Genomic DNA, 17980 nt, shown 5'->3' with positions numbered 1-17980 from the left:
TTAGAAACGAAATATTCTGTTGAACATATCCTCGTTTTGTTCAGGACAAATGTAGTTAATTCCATAGTTCAAAAATGAAATGAATGGGATTATTTGAAAAATTATTGTTTTCATAAAATTTCGTCGCGTTTTTTTTACAAACCACTAAATTTTAACGCTTTATTGGCAGATCATTTTTGCAATATTTTGTAATTTTTAACGAAAAAACATGATTATGTCAAAGTATCTTGCGGGCCTTATTTTAATGGGAACTATGCTGTGCGTTTCTTGCAAATCATCAAAATCTACAGCCAATCCCGCTGAGATTGAGGCTTTGAGTTTGCTTGTACAATCCAAGGATTTTAATATTGAATCAAACTGGGCCTATCCGCAAACCACCTATGCTATGCAACAGGTACTTAATTCAGGACTTTTGTTTCCTAACAATGGAGGCAGCGCTATTAACTTAATTGGAAACCCGAATTTCTTGAAAATTTCCGGAGATAGCATCACTTCGTTTTTGCCTTACTTTGGGGAACGCCAGATGCAAATTGCTTACAATGGTCAAGACACTGCCATCCAGCTCAATGGGATAATGGAAAACTATGAAATTATTGAAGGTAAAAACAATAGTTATAATATCTCCTTTAGTGCGAACAGTGCTGTAAATAATGAACGCTTTCGTGTATTTATCACCCTCTTTCCCAATTTAAAAAGTAATATAAGAGTTAATAGTACGGGACGATTTTCCATTGGTTATTCTGGAGAAATTGTGGAAGAAACACAGGAGTAAACACTTAGATCTATGTCTGTATCTATATTGATGTTTTAATAGTTGAATGAAAACTGTACTTTTGAAAATCTATTGGAATATAAGCTGACATATTTTGAACAAGTTATCTATTGGATTGATTGGTTACGGTATTTGGGGCAACAAAATACTGCAGGAATTGCTTTGCCTTAATTCGGAAGTTCATGTATTGGAATTGGAAAAGGGTTATAAAAATGAGGCTTTGAAAAATGGAGCGACTACTTTTGAAACCAATATCGATAGTTTTAAAAGGAAAGATTTAGATGGATTAATCATTGCTTCTTCAACCAGTTCGCATTTGGCTTTGCTTAAAGCATTCGCCAATAGCAATATTCCTATTTTTATAGAAAAACCATTGACAAATAAAGGCGCTGATTTACACACTATTCAAGCTTTGAAGCTCTCCAATGTTTTTGTAATGCACATTTGGAAATACCATCCTGGAGTGCAACTGTTGGCAAAATTGGCTTCTGATGGTACTTTAGGCGACATTAAGGGTGCTAAATCTATAAGGGCCAACTGGACAAGCCCGAGGAAGGACACAGACAGTCTTTGGAATTTGGCCATTCACGATCTTTCCATTTGCGAACTGATTTTGGGGGCAATTCCCGAAAAAAAGCAAGCTATAGGTGAAAGGCATGATGGCACTTTACGGGGAGTTACGGCTTTGTTGGGGGATACCCCGAATTACCATTTTGAAGTGTCTAATAGATATCCGGACAAGCAACGGGAAATTAGGGTTTTTGGCTCTGAAGGTGTAGCTGTCTTGAAGGATGAAAAAGTAGATTATGTGGATGTGTATTTAGGAAGTCATTTGAGTGAACCTTCTGAAATAATAACGAAACGCATCCATTTTGACAAAACTCCGCCTCTGCGATTGGAATTACAGGTATTTGTTAATTATTTGCGTGGAGGTGTTGCTCCACCTACCGATTTGGAAGAAGGCATTCGCCTTATACAGCATTTGGTTCAAATTGAAAATCTATTAGAGGCCTGATGACAGTTAAAGCTACAGTTTTAGTACCCACCACAAAAAACAGGGGAGTGTTATTACCCTATTCCATTGGGAGTATCCAAAACCAAACAGTGAAGGAAATAGAAATTTTTGTGATTGGTGATGGGGTTGATGAGGATACTCGGCAGGTTATAAATGCTCTAAAAGCAAAAGATAACCGCATAAAATTTTTTGACCATCCTAAGCATGAAAGGAGAGGGGAAACCTATCGCCATCAAGCATTGATGAATCATGCCAAAGGTGAGATCGTATGCTATTTGCTGGACAGGGATTTAATGTTGCCCCATCATATTGAATGTATGCTAAATCACTTACAGCAAAATAATTTCTGTGTGAATACCAGCATTTTTGTTCGCGAGGATGGATGGCTTTCTTTTGTTAGAAAACGTTTTTTTGGGGAATGCATTAATGATAATTCTGAAAATTATAAGAAGGTTAAAACCGGTGGGTTCCTATTTTCTCAAGTTGGACATACCTTAGAATTTTACAAACAGTTGCCTGAGGGATGGAGGACAACACCCTCCACACACCCTACGGATATTTACATGTGGCTACAGTTTTTTGATCATCCAAACCTGAAATTCTCCTCCACTTTCGATTTTACGATTCTTTATTTTAAAAGAGGCAATTATCCAGGATGGCCGGCCGAAAAGCGTGCGGAGGAATTAAAGAAATATTCTAAACGTTTGCATGAGTACGAATCCCTAAAGCGGGAAGCGCTGTTCAATTCCTTAAATGAAAAAGAGGACTTGTTATTAAGCCCTCTTTTAGTTCGTGGTGCACCACTTTCGATGCTTTCAAAAAGAATTTCTAAGTCATTAAGACAATTTTTTATCAAAAGGCGGTAAATCCTTTAAATCCCCAAAAGTTTGTGCTCTATCGGAAAGAATGGCTTCCTTAAAAGGCCAATCAATACCTAAATCTGGGTCGTCCCATCGGCAGCCATAATTATCCGAATCACCATAATCGGCGTAGGATTCTGAAACCGCTTGGATATGCAAAGATGGCTCTAAATAATACCACCCGTGTAGGATTCCAACGGGAAAAATTAAGGCTTTTAAATCCTCACCGCACAAATAATACAAGGCTGTTTTCATATAAGTGGGCGAATGGACCCGAAAGTCTTTAAGGCCCAAATAGCAACTACCGTTCATGATGCTAAAATATTCATCATGTCGCCTGTGGTAATGCATGCCTCTAAAAACACCTTTGTTTGAGCGTACCATACTCCATTGTACCGGGCTTATGGCAGAGCCCCAATATTCCTGAAAGATTTCGGTAAAGGAACCTCTATAGTCAACATTTTCTTTTAAATCTACTAGCATGGTATCATGTAGGTTCACACCTTGGATTAGTCCGGATTGTTTCGTTGTAACAACACGCATTGCATTTCTCATTTGGGTAAATTTTAAGGTTATTAAAACTGAAATAAAAATTTCAGGCTTTTAAAGATATATGGTTATCAATAGGTTAGGCTAAAAAAATAGTTGTATTCCCATAGATTTTCGATTAATAGTTTATCCGCAGATTTTATGGATAATTGGCATGATTGTCTTCTGAATAGGGCTTTTCAGTTCAATTTTAAAGGCTACATTTGTCTAGAGCAACAGCGTTTTGAAAATGAAAACAAGTTCTAAAATATTTTTGTGCGCTTTCTTCGGAATCCAAATTGTGGGCATTATCATTGGAAGGTTTACTGATGTCAAATATTTCTGTTGGGCTCCTTATGACCAGATCTCGAAATACTCCATTTCCGTTAAAGTAAATGGAGTTCAACTAAGTAGAGATGCTATTGAAGAGCGTTATCACAAACCAGCCTCTAGTTTTGAAAACAGAAACATCAACAATCTTAAGACCATTATTGAGCGTTACGAAAAGACGCATGGCATAGAAGATAGGGCAGAAGTAAAATTGGAATACCAGACCAATAAAGGTGAAAGTCAAATTTGGAACTGGCCAAGAACAAACACAAGAGCTTCGGATGATTAGGGATAATCTTAGAATAGGGGAGAAGGCACTGGTACTATATATTCTTTTGATGTCCAGTTTTTTATGGCGGGAGGCTCTTTTTAATTTACCTTATTTGCCTTTCCTTCCTTTTATGGATGCCATCCCAGGTTGGGTGTATAGCCACCTTTTATTGCCTTCGTTTTTGATAGGGGGTGCATTTGTCTTGTTAGGCTTTAAATTCAGAACGGGACTGATTCTTTTTGGGGGCATCTTGATTTTTTCCATCATATCAAGTATGCCTATTTTTTCTAATTCCCTTTTATTCGCAGGTATTATTGTTTTGTTAGGTGGTTTGTTCCCGGCCCGGCCCTATGTCTTTAATATTCAAATAGCCCTTCTTTATTTTGGCGCGTCTATTAATAAATTGTTTGATACCGATTGGTGGAACGGGCATTTTTTTGATACCCTAGCTACTGTAAGACACCCGATGCCTTTATATAATATGTTGGCTCCATATTTTGGAGATTTAGTTTTAGCTCAGGCTTTAGGCGTCTTTACGATAGGGATGGAACTATTTTTAGCCATTCTTTTCTTGTTTCCGAAGAAAACCAATTTGGCCGTTGGCCTCGGACTCACCTTACATATAGGTATATTGATATTAACCAAAGGTAGTCTGTCTTTAAGCTTTCTGTATATTATGTCTTGTGCCTATCTCACTGCATTGGATCCGATTTCCCAATCATATAAATTTCAATTATCGGCAAGCAATAGTTATGAAATTAAGGGCATTTATATAATTTACCTTTACTTTTTTATCCTACTTAGCACTCTTTTATCTCCAATAATACTAAGTAGACTATAGATTAAGAATTGCACTAAGTTATAAATCAAGCATTTCATCGGTAAAATTTACCGTTTGCATTTTGTCTAATCCGCTTATCGTAAAAATCGGCGCATTCATAAGATTTTTTATTGCGGAGCTTGTTATCAATTTAGTTTTGAGGTAATTATAAATCAAGCCCCATGAAAAAAGTATTTATATTCCTAGTTTGCATTTGTGTTACTTCAAGTTTTATGGCATTGAATGCGCAATCTGTTGCTTCAAAAAAAGATATTGCAGACAATTATAAAAAGCGTCATGCTATTTATGATTACTCTGAAGCCAATCTTAACAATACCGATACGATTCCCGGTTTTGGAACCATTTCGGATAAATTGAAAATTTCTGGAACCATTTACAAAAGCGATGGTGTTACTCCTGCTTCTGGTGTGATATTATATATATGTCAATCAGATGATTATGGTAATTACCATTCTAAGAAAGTAAACGGAAAGCGTGTCCTTAAACATAAGGGGTGGATTAAGACCGACGCTGATGGAAAATATACCTTTTACACATTTGTACCAGGTACATATTGGCCGACAAAAGCTTTAATGGAAATTCACGGTGTAATCAAAGAGCCGAATACTTCCGAAGAATATGCAATCGAGCATTTTATTTTTGATAATGATCCGCATTTGAGAGATTCTTGTAGAAAAAAGATTGAGAAAAAAGGCTTGAATAATATTTTGAAATTAGAAGAAAAGGATGGGATGTTAATAGGAAAGCGTGATATCGTTTTATCCCAAAACCCAAAAAAATATATAAGACTTTTAGATAGTTTAGTTTTTAGTTGTTATTAAAAAATGCCAAATCTGATAAAAGATTTGGCATTTTTCTTTTTAGTCCAAAGACAATAATTACTTCTCAATTACCAACTTTTGGCCAATTCTTAGTACAGAATTTCTGCCAATGGTATTTACTTTGCATAAAGAAGCAATGGCTACATCGTTATTTCTTGAAATCCTAGATAAGGTATCACCAGGTCTCACAATATATACCGAACGTGTTTTAATCAAGCTTGCCAAGGCTTCTTCTTCAGTATGCAAACATTTTATTTTACTTTGCTTTTTTGAATTGTGCAAGATAGGTTGGGTCCATTTCTTTGTCACCCAAAGCTCTTTACCCCGAATTGAATTTTCAGCATTAAATTTGAAAATATATTCAGGGTTAATAGAAACCCCTTTGTAATTGATAACTAAGTGTAAGTGGCTACCGCGAGCATTTCCTGAAACGCCTCCTTTGCCCAAATACGCGCCTTTTGAAACAGTGTCATTTTCTTTTACACCATATTTGGACAGATGTGCGTACACGGTTTCCAATCCATTAAAATGCCTTACCACCACAGTGCGACCATGTCCACGCGTATATCTCGACATCCGCACAACACCATCAAACATGGCAAAAATGCTATCCCCAGTTACTAAATCAATGTCGATGCCTTTATGTGCTCTTCCACGCCGCCAACCATAACGAGAGGTAACCACTTTTGCTTTTCCGATAGGCGAAAAATAAGTAGAATCCTTAAATATTAATTTCAATGGGAATTCTAATTCTGGAGCGTATTTATAGGGGTTATAAACCGTGCTGTCCCAATATTCTGCAGTGATATCTGGAAGGGCTGGACTGTTTGCTTTTTCAACAGTGTTTGAATCCACCAGAGTAAAAAACTTTTCAGGCAAAAGTAAATTTGATTTTTGTGCGTTTGATTGAAAACTCAATAAAATCAATACGGTACAAAATAATACTCTCATGAGGGATTAAAGCCTTAATTTTGGTTGGACAACGGCAAATTTAAGCATTACAACGATATGATTTAATGAATGTTGTGAAGAATTAATAAAACTTAAATGATTCGTTTGAATTATTCAAGAGTATTTAAAATGACCACGTTTTTATTGAAAATTTAGTTGTGCTAAAGTGGCAAAGCAGACTAAGCTTCTGGAATTCAGTACAAATATCCGTATATTTGAGAGTAAGCGATGAAACGGATCAACCAACTATTCCTGATTGTTTTTCTATTGTATGCCTTTGGTTGCAAAGACCAAAGCAAGCGCCAATTGAACATTAATGATTCGGACTACAATCCAATCGTTGCGAATTCTGTGGAAAGGGATTTGGCGGATATCAAAGAAGAAGGCATTCTAAAGGCGCTCGTAGTTTATAGCAGCACGAGCTATTTTCTTTACAAAGGGCAGGCTATGGGTTTTGAATACGAACTGCTGCAATGGCTTGCAAAAGACCTCGATCTTGAACTGGAAGTTGTGGTGTCCAAGGATTTGGATGCTGAATTTGAAGTATTAAATAGAGGTGACGTCGATTTGATTGCACACGGGATGACGGTGACCAATCAGCGCAAATGGGAAGTGGACTTTACAGAATATTTATTCCTGACTAGACAGGTTTTGGTACAAAAGAAGCCCGATAATTACAGAAAGCTGTCATGGAAAAATATTGACAAAGCACTCATTCAAGACCCGATCGAATTGATTGGAGATACAATATCAATTCGAAGAAATTCTGCATATTATGAACGATTACAGAGCTTGTCCAACGAAATTGGCGGGCATATTAATATTGATACCTTGGATTCCAGATTAAGCACGGGAGAAATTATAGATTTGGTGGCTAATGGTAAAATAAAATATACCATTGCCGACGAGAACCTTGCGAAAATCAATGCCTCTGATAAGCCTATTCTTAATATTGAGGTGCCTATTTCCTTGTCCCAACGCATCGCGTGGGTCACCCGCAAGAAATCAAGGGATTTCCGAAACCTAGTGAACGATTGGATACGGGAAAAACGAAAAACCACTCGTTTTCAGGTGATATTCAACAAGTATTTCAAGAATAAAAGGGCCTTTAAACGACGCATAAAAAGCGATTATTACAGTTTGAGCAACAATCAAATAAGCAAGTACGATGGGCTTATTAAAACTTATGCACAAAACATAGGTTGGGACTGGCGTTTGCTGGCTTCTCAAATTTATCAGGAATCGAAGTTTGAGACTGGATCAACATCATGGGCAGGCGCAATGGGACTGATGCAGATTATGCCTGCCACGGCAAAGTCATTGGGGATAACCAATCCTTCTGACCCAAATGAAAGCATAAAAGGTGGCACCAAATACTTGGCACAAATGTACGAGCAGTTTGCCCATATTTCGGATAACACCGAAAGAATCAAATTTGCTTTGGCTTCCTATAATTGTGGACTAGGCCACGTACTTGATGCTCAACGTTTGACCAAAGTCAATGGTTTGAACCCCAATATTTGGGACGCAAATGTGGCATCAATGCTTCTGGCCTTAAGCAAACCTAAGAACTACAATAAGTCTATGATAAAGTATGGCTATGTAAGAGGCTCTGAACCAGTAAATTATGTGACTCAAATCTTTGAGCGCTATCGTCATTATAAAAGGTTTATTGCCATGGAATAATGCAGTTTACGCCAAAAGACTCTCATGTCCTGCATACTTTACGAACAGACAACTGTATTGCATTGAGTTTGGAAATGACGGATAATGTATTCCCGGCTCTACGCATAAACCCAAGTCTGTTTAACTAAAACCGTCCAAGGCTTCAGCTTAAGTCAATAACCTTCTCGGTTCATTTAATAATTCCCAACCGTTTTAGCGCTTGTTGTAGTTTTACTTTGGATTAATACAAATTCTTTTTACTAATGTATTGAAAGTGGCGCATCTGCACTTCTAATGTTAGGCCCATAACAAGATATATTTATCCTACCCTGACAAATCTCATGTTTGGAAGCCTTTTTTGAAAGTAAATTTGCCAACTAAACGGAAAACTAGATTTTTTAAATATGGAAAACGATAATCAGAATTCGTACAATAAAAACCGAAAAAAATCAAGCGAATTTGACAAAAGAGAAGACTACCTAGAACATGAGTTACTAAGCATGAAGTTTAAACGATGGAGAATTCACTTACCGTTTAGGGATTTCCACATTGAATTTGAAGATCTAGTTCCAGCTTTAGCGGCAACCATAGGAAAAGTGGTTATGGTAACTGCTATGGTGGCGGCATTTGCTGTTCAGTTTGGCCTCTCTCCAGAATTTGTTGCAGAAAATGTTAGATATGAATTATTAATTGCCGGTGGTATTTTTGTCCTCATTTTTTCGGCAATTCTAAACCCCAGGGCAAATTTGGCCGGTACCCACGGTCCCATGATACCGTTAATACCTATTATAGCTGCTGCAGGAGGGCATCCATTAGCCTTGGGGATACTGATCGGTGTTTTTGGACTCTTTTTAAGTGTTACAAAAGGAGGTTCAAAGCTGATGGAGCTAACCGGGGTAGGCGTAAGAGGCGGGCTTCTCATATACCTTGGCGCCGTTGGTTTAATTGGGCAAATATCTAAGTTTGAATTATGGGCATCCAATGAAAAAGCAAGTACCGTTTCTTTTGTGGTTATTGGAATTACCGTTTTTGTTTATGCCTATTTGGCAAGGGTTAAAAAAAGATGGCTCGCCATTCCATTATGTTCTGCAATTGCGGGAATCACTGCCTATGTCATGGGGGTTGGTTTTGAGTTTACAACAGCGCCTGGGCTTCCTCATTTTAATCCGCTTTGGTGGTGGGGAGAAGATACGGGATGGCAATTAGGCTGGCCCGATTTTGGGCACTATGTTGCGGTTATTCCATTTGCTATTTTGGCGGTGGCCATGTGGTCCCCTGATTATTTAGGGCATCGTGTTTTTCAAGAAATGAATTATCCTAAAAAGGCAAAGGATGTGTTAATGGACGTAGATGATACAATGACGGTATCTTCGATTAGACAAATGGTTGGTGCTTTCTTGGGAGGTGGTAATATAGCATCATCGTGGGGAACTTATATGATTCCTGCGGCTATAGCAAAAAGACCTATACCGGGTGGCGCTTGGTTAACTGCCATGCTCTGTATTTTAGCTTCTGTGTTTGGTTATCCGATGGATTTAGCCATGTGGGAGCCTGTTTTAAGGGTAGCCCTAATAGTGGGGGTGTTTTTACCATTACTTGAAGCCGGAATGCAAATGGTGAAAGAGCAAAATGATGCACTTAGTGCTGGCACCTGTATTTTTGCTTGTGCTTTTGTTAACCCAGTATTTGGCTGGGCTCTAACTATGTTGCTGGATAATTTAGGGTTGATTGGTGATAGAGAAAGAGCTCAAAAATTAACCCTGAAAGAACGATTGATTATTCCTGGGGTGATGTTTTTAGTATGCGTTGTAGCACTTGCCTTGGTTGGACAGCTTCCTGGTATTCCAGGGATTTTTTAAAAAATGGTTGGCCATGGATAACGAGACTTTTGAAAGTCTAAAGGAAGTTCAATTTAAAGCGCAAAACATGAAGTTAGGAATGGGCTAAACTTATAGTCCTTTAAGCCAAAATGCTCTCATGCCCGGAGTCCTTCACAAAAAGGCAACTGCTATTGGTCTTTTCGGTCATATTGCTAATAAAATTAAAGGGCAGTGTATCTTGCATCCCGAAGATATTCAAATCGGCCGATGGCGCCTTGGTCAAAAAGTCGTTAAATTCACCAATGTAAACCTCTGTTAGGGTTTCCGGTAACCTCGCCAAACTCTTAAGTGACTCCAAGAAATTTTTGGCGTTTTCTTCTTCAGCACGATCATCCACTACCATGATTAATCGAATACGTGCCTTCCAGTTCATTTTTAATTTATAGGCTACCAAAATAGAAAGGTCCAGATTCCCTATGTCCCAACCGCCCAGTTCCCAATTGCCTTGCCGGTTGCTTACCCAAACGTTAATTGTGTTGCGTTGTCCCAACAGTGCGGTGGCATGAAGGTTAAACAATAAAATCCCAATTTCCAGTCGCATGGATTCCTTCATTACGGGCTTGATCTCATTATTATAATCGTCATGGCTTTGCAAATTCAAAAACATGATATTGGGTTTAAAGAATGCCCCTTGCAAGGCCTGACTGCCATAATTGATACCATTGGCAAATTGCTCGGTATGAATGACTGTAGATGAAGAAAACACTCCTTTTTCCCGAAAGGAGGCAGAAATACGCTCCAATTCTAGGGCTAATTTATTATGCTCGTTAAACGGTTCAATGCCCAATAATTTGATGGACCCTTTAGGTCGGGCAATATTTCGAAGAAATTCAAAGTTGCCTTTTAGACCGTTTACATCGCGTACGGGTACCATCAAATTGGCTTTCCAAGCCCGTTGTTGCAAGTGTTTCATACCCCAGGTGTGTTTTGCCGCCCATTCCGCAAAGGACACAAACAATCCAGATCGTACATCTTCAAAAGGGGTTTCAAGATTTTGGCGGGAGAGGTACCAATAGACCACGAATACTATGGCTATGGAAATTAAACTTACCGAAGGATTAATAATAAACATGGCAAAAATGGAGGAAATGAGTCCCAACCACGGCACCCATTTATGAATTTTGAATACGGGTCGGTAACTGATAAGCCCTAAACGCTGTTCAATAATCACTACAATGTTAATCATAGCATAGGTGATGAGGAAAAAGAGGGTCACCAATGGTGCCACGGCGTTGATATTGCGTAGCAACAAAGTGAGGAAAATCAATATGCCTGTAACCATCATGGCATTCCGGGGTTGCCCTGTCGCGCTCGTTCCTGACAATAGAGTAGAGTAGGGCAATACCTTGTGTTCGCCCATTGCAAATAAAATCCGTGACGAACCCACTATAGAGGCTAGGGCAGAGGAGAAGGTCGCCCCCAAAACACCAGCAATAATCAATGGCCCGAAATAGGCCTTATCCACCATCACATAGTAATTGGTGAGCAATTCTTCCTCAGAAGCACTTCGGGAAATCCAAAAGGCGAGGAGCATATAAATCACAAAACTGACTCCAATGGCCCACAGTGTTCCGGTCGGGATACTTTTCTTTGGATTTTTCAATTCCCCAGACATATTGGCCCCGGCCATAATACCAGTAGCCGCAGGAAAAAATACTGCAAATACCACCCAGAAATTACTACCGCTAAATTCATTTTCTATTGAACCTTTATATGTCCCCCAGCTTAACGAGTCACTCAATGGGAGTTCCATTGAGCCATTATAGGCGGCAATAATTATGGAAATAAAGGACAATAAAATAATCCCCATAATGATAAACTGTGTCTTGATGGCCAGATTGGCGCTGATATAGGCAATGGTGAACAATGAAGCAAAGACGATAATATCCACCAAAAAGGCATTATGCCCGGGAAAAATGGCCAACCAGCCTTCCCGAAACCCAAAGATGTACATGGTTACTGCTAATCCTTGAGAAATGTATCGAGGAATCCCCAAACTGCCCCCAACCTCCAGCCCCAATGCCTGGGAGACGATGGCATAAGCACCTCCGGCACCAATACGGATATTGGTGGTAATGGCCGACATGGATAAAGCCGTGCACAATGTAATTAAAAAGGAAATCAGAATGATAAGCCAAGCCCCTAATAATCCCGCGTTGCCAACCACCCAGCCCAGGCGTAAATACATGATTACACCTAAAATGGTAAGGAGCGTGGGTGTAAAAACACCACCAAAAGTGCCAAATTTTTTTAGCTGTTTGGGAGCGTTACCGTTCATATAAAATGCAAAAAGAATGTTGGCATCAATTTACTAATAATCTTCATACATGACGTTGAAATAGCTCTCTTTTTCTTTCAATTTATACAAGATTAATATGCCTTTGCTTACATGACCAATATCATAGAAAATTACATTATGACTTAGTAATTTTAAACCATTCTAAACTAAAGTCATCATGAAAACTTCACACCATTCATTCGTAAAAACCACCCGCTATCTTTTATTTCTTTTAGGATTTTTAGCCTTGTCATCGGGCTGTAACAATAGCGCTTCAAAAGAGAATAAGAATAATGCTGAAAAAGCCACAACAGAAACCTTTAAAGATATTTTTTGGAATGTTAAAGCCATCCGTCCAGACGGGAAAAGCATTGATATTAAAGTCTTTGATAATGCAGGAGATCCTTTCGATATAAAAGCCATTCAAGATTCTGATCAAGATAACCTAATGGATGTAAAAGCTTTTGTTGGTGACGAGATATTGCCTGTAAAAATATTAGTCAGTAGCACGCAGTTTGCCCCAGTGGTGGCCATTAGTAATGCCGGTAGCGCATATAAACTTGAGGCTGTGGACCTTGATGGAACAAGGCACGAAGTGATAGGCGTCGTTAGATTTGGAAATGTGGTCATCATGAAAGCCATTACACAAAAGGGCAAGTTCTACGGCGTAAAAGCCATTTCACCAACTGGGGAGCTTAACGATATCAAAGGCATAAAAATCAATTTTCAGGATAGGGAAATGGGGCTAAGGGGCCATGACATCTACGCTCATGTAAAAGCCATGCACCCTTCCGATAATGAGGATAACTTTAAGATGCCAAAGCAAAATAAGGTTAAAAAGGGTGTCTATCAGAATAATTTTAAAGACGTTATTTGGAATATTAAAGCAGTAACGCCTGATGGCAAAAACCTGGACGTAAAAGCGTTTGACGAACAAGGCAACGCCTTTGATGTCAAAGCTGTTCAAGACTCCAAACAACATAGCTTTATGAATGTTAGGGCATTTGTTGGGGATGTAGATATCCCGGTCAAAATCATGGATAGTGAAGACGAATATGCACCCATCAAAGCCATTGGCGGGGATGGCACGATTTACGACCTAAAAGCCATTACAGCCGACAACGTCAAACTAGATGTAAGAGGTACAAGCCGTTCAGGGAATATTGTAAACGTCAAGGCCATCAATGAAAATGGCGATTTATACGCTGTGAAAGCCTTTGCTCCCGACGGAAAACTGAATGCCGTAAAAGGCATCAAGATTTTTGATAGAAAGGTAGAAATGCGGGTTCAGGGCAATCCTGTGTATGCACATTTAAAGGCGATTAGTCAATAGACCTTAAAGTTTTAAGTGATTCCGGAAGTATATCGGGAATAACATTAAGAATTTGGGCGTTGCCCCGCCACTGGCGGGGCGGGGCTATCCGTTATATCTTTTGCTTTCTGTAACTCCTGCGAAGGCAGGAATCCAATTCAGACAATGGCATTCCTTTCAAAATTTCTACCAAACCCAATCAAAGCAAAAGGATGCCACTTCTATCCCTAACGCGGGTTTAGGAATGACATAATGTTTACGAAATATAATTCCAAATATTCTTATACTTACTCAATTGCCTATAGGTGTTGAGAATGGATGAATTTTCTGGATGCGACAGTGAAGGATCCTTCAGCAAAATGGATTTAGCATGGTGTCGTGCTTGTTGTAAAACAGCCTTGTCTTTAACAATATCCGCAATCCTTAAATTTAAAATGCCACTTTGTTGAGTGCCCATAATATCCCCGGGGCCACGGAGTTTTAAATCTACCTCGGCTATTTCAAAACCATCATTGGTGCTCACCATGGTTTCTAGCCGGGTTTTGCTGTCGTTGCTCAATTTATGGCTGGTCATCAAAATGCAATAGCTCTGCTCTGCACCACGTCCTACGCGACCGCGCAACTGGTGTAACTGGGATAAACCAAAACGCTCTGCGCTTTCAATAATAATTACGGAGGCATTCGGAACGTTTACGCCCACTTCAATCACCGTAGTAGCTACCATAATTTGTGTTTCACCTTTGATAAAGCGTTGCATTTCAAAATCCTTGTCAGCGGGCTTCATCTTACCGTGGACTATGGAAATTTGATAATCCGGTTTTGGAAAATCACGTTCAATACTGGCGTAACCGTCCATTAAATCCTTATAGTCCAATGCCTCACTTTCCTGAATTAGCGGATAAACGATATAGACCTGCCGTCCTTTTTTGATTTCATCTTTAATAAATCGAAAGACTTTTAAGCGATTTGAATCATAACGATGCACCGTTTTAATGGATTTTCGCCCAGGTGGTAATTCATCAATTACAGAAATATCTAAATCGCCGTAAACGGACATGGCCAAGGTTCGAGGAATTGGGGTTGCTGTCATAACTAGTATATTCGGAGGCAAAGTATTTTTTTTCCATAATTTGCTTCGCTGTTTGACTCCAAAACGATGTTGTTCGTCAATTATGGCAAGTCCCAAATTTTTAAATTTCACCTTGTCTTCGATGAGGGCATGGGTGCCAACCAAGATGTTTAATTGCCCATTTTCAAGTGACTCATGAATTTGGTTTCTTTCTGAAGTTTTAGTTGAACCAGTTAATATTGAGATGCTGATTTTCATTTTATTACACCATTCATATAATCCATTATAGTGTTGAACTGACAAAATTTCAGTCGGCACCATTAAACAAGCCTGAAAACCATTGTCAAGTGCCATGAGCATTGACATGAAGGCCACAATGGTCTTTCCGGATCCCACATCGCCCTGCAATAAACGGTTCATTTGGGCATTGCTCCCCAAATCGGCACGGATTTCTTTTAAAACCCGTTTTTGAGCATTGGTCAAATCGAAGGGTAAATGGTCGTTAAAAAAGGTGTTGAAATATTCCCCGACGGTTTCAAATTGAAACCCTTTTATCTTTGATTTATGGATTAGGTTTTTGAGGATCAATTGCAATTGGATATAGAAAAGCTCCTCAAATTTTAATCGAAATTGGGCCTTGGCCAACAATTCCAGGCTTTTTGGAAAATGAATATTGAGCAGTGCTTCACTTTTAGAAATCAATTTCAATTCTGAAAGTAAAGGATCGGATAGGGTTTCAACAAACTTGCCTTTGGTTTCTAAAAACAATTGCTGGACAATTTTACTAACGACGCGATTGCTAATCCCTTTGTTGCTTAATTTTTCTGTAGAAGGGTAGAGGGGTTGTATCCCTGAACTGAGCCCTTTTTTATGTTCATCTACCGTTTCTATATCAGGATGGGGCATGCTAAATTTACCTCCAAATAGCTGAGTCTTTCCGAAAACCACATAAGGCGTGTTCAATTTTAAGCGCTCCCGAATCCATTTCTGGCCCCTGAACCAAACCAATTCCATAGTCCCTGTTTCATCTTGAAAAGTAGCCACAAGGCGTTTCCCCCGCTTTTGCGCCACTTCCTTAAAACCCGTAATTTTTCCAATGATTTGTACCTCGGCGGTATTTTGTTGGAGCTGATTGATTTTGTAAAACCGAGTTCTGTCAATATATCGATTAGGAAATAAATTTAGAACATCCTGATAAGTATAGATATTGAGCTCCTTCCGCAACAAATCCGCCCGGTTGGGACCGACACCTTTTAAATAATCAATTGGGGTTTGGAGGTTGATGCTCATAAAGGCGAATTTAGGGTATTTCAATTAAGATTAAAAGTGCTATTTTGGTCTGATAGTTGTGTTGATTTGGTTATGAAAACATTTGTATCGCTGTTTCTCTTTTTTATTGCTTTTTCGGGTATATCCCAACAAACTGAAACGGTTGATTTTAAAACAGCCAAGGCAAAAATTAACATCAACCCCAATGAAAAAGGTGTTGGTGGTCATATCAGCTACACTTTTGAGATTTTAAAAAATACTGACTCGATCTATTTGGATGTACAAAACTTCAGTCATATTGAAGCCTTATTGGGCGACAAAATAATTCACGATTATGATGGGAAGCATCTAATCATTCGCTATCCATTCAAAAAAGGCGAGATACATCAACTGGATATTGGTTTTGTGACGCAACCCAAAAAAGCCCTCTACTTCATAGATTGGGATTATGAAAATGGCAATCAACAAGTCTGGACCCAAGGCCAAGGGAAATACACCAGCAATTGGTTGCCATCGATAGACGATATGAATGAAAAAATCGAGTTCGATTTGTCCATTACTTTTGACAAGAATTACGAGGTAGTTTCTAATGGTAACCTAACAAATAAACAAATCAACGATTCCACCATCACTTGGCATTACGATATGAAACAGCCCATGCCCAGTTATTTGGTGGCGCTAGCTATTGGGAAATACAAAAAGAAGGTTGAATATTCCAAAAGTGGTATTCCTTTGGAAATGTATTATTATCCACAAGATTCATCAAAGTTTGAACCTACTTATCGCTATACCAAGCAGATGTTTGATTTTCTGGAAGAAGAAATCGGGGTGCCTTATCCATGGCAAAATTATAAGATGGTGCCGGTGAAAGACTTTTTATATGCTGGCATGGAAAACACTACATTAAACATCTATTCCGATAGTTTTGTGGTGGATTCCATTGGATTTGAGGATCGCAATTTTGTCAATATCAATGCCCATGAATTGGCGCATCAGTGGTTTGGGAATTTGGTAACGGCTACTTCTGGAACCCATCATTGGCTTCAGGAAGGATTTGCGACTTACTATGCTCTTTTAGCTGAAAAAGACATTTTTGGCGAGGATTATTACTATTGGCGTCTTTACGAATATGCACAAGAATTATTGGCGCAGGACAAGGCTGGCCAAAGCACTTCTTTACTCAACCCAAAATCCAGCAGCACTACGTTTTATAAAAAAGGCTGTTGGGTATTGCATATGCTTCGCAAAAAAGTGGGCGATGAGGCTTTTAAAACTGGGGTTAAAAACTATCTTTTAAAGCATCAGTTTAAAAATGTGGATACGGACGATTTTATAGGGGAGGTTGAAAAAGCTAGTGGTAAGGATTTGAGTGAATTTTTTAAAGCATGGTTCGATATTTCACATTTTCCGAAGGATGCAATTGTCGAAGGCATTAATAATGATTATACTTCAACAACCATAATGATTGACAGCCATTTAATAGAAACTGCTCCAGAAACATTCTCAGTCATAGATAACGGTGATTTAATTGGCTATTATAACTATAAGGTTATTTCTCTGTTGCAAGAAGTGGATTCTTCATCTTTAAGTACTTATAAAAAAGCACTTAATTCAACATTGAAAACGCGTCAGGCTGTAGCTAAAAATTTGACAGATATCCCACAAGAATTAAAAAAAGACTACGAATCCCTCCTAAACGACAAATCCTATATCACCGTCGAAACCACATTGTTCAATCTATGGAAAAACTTTCCCGAGGATAGAATTAAATATTTAAACCAAACCAAAGACATCATAGGTTTTAATGATAAAAATGTTAGGTTACTGTGGTTGACTTTAGCTTTAATTACTGAAGATTACGAACCTGAAAACAAAGCAAAGTACTTTCAAGAATTGACGGGTTATACCAGTCCGAAGTATGGTTTTGAGGTTCGCCAAAATGCATTTCAATATTTGTATCAAATTAAGGCTTGCAATGAGGCATGCAAAAACAATTTAAAGCAGGCTACAGCCCATCATAATTGGCGGTTTAAGAAGTTTGCTAGGTCCCTTTTGGAGGCAGACTAGTATTTTACCCCTCCGCCTTCGGCACCTCCCCTAAAAGAGGGGAGGAATCTC

Annotated in this window: 14 protein-coding genes; 10 read left to right on the top strand and 4 right to left on the bottom strand. The window is 38.7% G+C overall.

Annotated features, from left to right (window positions below; all coding sequences use genetic code 11):
* Positions 1-214 precede the first annotated feature (214 nt).
* From H7U19_RS10800 to H7U19_RS10790, 3 genes are all read left to right on the top strand, one after another.
* Positions 215-772: a DUF4251 domain-containing protein gene (locus H7U19_RS10800; RefSeq protein WP_186562209.1), complete on the top strand. Its 558-nt coding sequence runs from the start codon at positions 215-217 to the stop codon at positions 770-772.
* Positions 773-866: 94 nt separating this feature from the next.
* Positions 867-1787, top strand: coding sequence for a Gfo/Idh/MocA family protein (locus H7U19_RS10795; protein ID WP_186562207.1), 921 nt, complete (start codon positions 867-869; stop codon positions 1785-1787).
* On the top strand, positions 1787-2653 hold the full coding sequence (locus H7U19_RS10790) for a glycosyltransferase family 2 protein (protein WP_186562205.1): 867 nt from the start codon (positions 1787-1789) through the stop codon (positions 2651-2653). Before H7U19_RS10795 ends, H7U19_RS10790 begins: the two co-directional genes overlap by 1 nt.
* On the opposite strand, the gene H7U19_RS10785 is transcribed toward H7U19_RS10790, so the two are convergent.
* Positions 2624-3202 carry a dTDP-4-dehydrorhamnose 3,5-epimerase family protein gene (locus tag H7U19_RS10785; RefSeq protein WP_186562203.1) on the bottom strand — a complete coding sequence of 193 codons (579 nt, stop codon included), beginning with the start codon at positions 3200-3202 and terminating at the stop codon, positions 2624-2626. The two genes, H7U19_RS10790 and H7U19_RS10785, sit on opposite strands and share 30 nt — an antisense overlap.
* A gap of 223 nt (positions 3203-3425) precedes the next feature.
* Between H7U19_RS10785 and H7U19_RS10780 the strand changes: the two genes are divergently transcribed.
* The 3 genes from H7U19_RS10780 (at position 3426) to H7U19_RS10770 (ending at position 5438) form a co-directional block, all read left to right on the top strand.
* Positions 3426-3794: a hypothetical protein gene (locus tag H7U19_RS10780; protein WP_186562201.1), complete on the top strand. Its 369-nt coding sequence runs from the start codon at positions 3426-3428 to the stop codon at positions 3792-3794.
* A complete protein-coding gene (locus H7U19_RS10775) occupies positions 3739-4617 on the top strand; it encodes a hypothetical protein (protein WP_186562199.1) in 879 nt (292 codons plus the stop codon). The genes H7U19_RS10780 and H7U19_RS10775 overlap by 56 nt, the downstream gene beginning before the upstream one ends.
* 161 nt (positions 4618-4778) lie before the next feature.
* Positions 4779-5438, top strand: coding sequence for a dioxygenase family protein (locus H7U19_RS10770; RefSeq protein ID WP_186562197.1), 660 nt, complete (start codon positions 4779-4781; stop codon positions 5436-5438).
* Between the two features lie 57 nt (positions 5439-5495).
* Here the strand turns inward: H7U19_RS10770 and H7U19_RS10765 are convergent, their stop codons facing one another.
* On the bottom strand, positions 5496-6389 hold the full coding sequence (locus H7U19_RS10765) for a M23 family metallopeptidase (protein WP_186562195.1): 894 nt from the start codon (positions 6387-6389) through the stop codon (positions 5496-5498).
* A 228-nt stretch (positions 6390-6617) separates the two neighbouring features.
* On the opposite strand from H7U19_RS10765, the gene H7U19_RS10760 reads away from it, so the two are divergent.
* Entirely contained in the window at positions 6618-8075 is a 1458-nt protein-coding gene (locus H7U19_RS10760; RefSeq protein ID WP_186562193.1) for an MltF family protein, read from the top strand.
* 383 nt (positions 8076-8458) lie between these two features.
* Positions 8459-9913: a DUF3360 family protein gene (locus tag H7U19_RS10755; RefSeq protein WP_186562191.1), complete on the top strand. Its 1455-nt coding sequence runs from the start codon at positions 8459-8461 to the stop codon at positions 9911-9913.
* A 100-nt stretch (positions 9914-10013) separates the two neighbouring features.
* Here the strand turns inward: H7U19_RS10755 and H7U19_RS10750 are convergent, their stop codons facing one another.
* Entirely contained in the window at positions 10014-12212 is a 2199-nt protein-coding gene (locus H7U19_RS10750; RefSeq protein WP_186562190.1) for an amino acid permease, read from the bottom strand.
* A 178-nt stretch (positions 12213-12390) separates the two neighbouring features.
* Between H7U19_RS10750 and H7U19_RS10745 the strand changes: the two genes are divergently transcribed.
* On the top strand, positions 12391-13545 hold the full coding sequence (locus H7U19_RS10745) for a DUF7486 family protein (protein ID WP_186562188.1): 1155 nt from the start codon (positions 12391-12393) through the stop codon (positions 13543-13545).
* 235 nt (positions 13546-13780) lie between these two features.
* On the opposite strand, the gene recG is transcribed toward H7U19_RS10745, so the two are convergent.
* Positions 13781-15883 (bottom strand): ATP-dependent DNA helicase RecG, encoded by a 2103-nt coding sequence (gene recG, locus H7U19_RS10740; protein ID WP_186562186.1) that lies wholly within the window; start codon positions 15881-15883, stop codon positions 13781-13783.
* A 72-nt stretch (positions 15884-15955) separates the two neighbouring features.
* On the opposite strand from recG, the gene H7U19_RS10735 reads away from it, so the two are divergent.
* Positions 15956-17929: a M1 family metallopeptidase gene (locus tag H7U19_RS10735; protein ID WP_186562184.1), complete on the top strand. Its 1974-nt coding sequence runs from the start codon at positions 15956-15958 to the stop codon at positions 17927-17929.
* The last annotated feature ends 51 nt before the right edge of the window (positions 17930-17980 follow it).

Source organism: Hyunsoonleella aquatilis, assembly GCF_014270105.1.
GTDB classification, from domain to species: domain Bacteria; phylum Bacteroidota; class Bacteroidia; order Flavobacteriales; family Flavobacteriaceae; genus Jejuia; species Jejuia aquatilis.
This window is presented reverse-complemented; position numbering and strand designations above follow the sequence as displayed.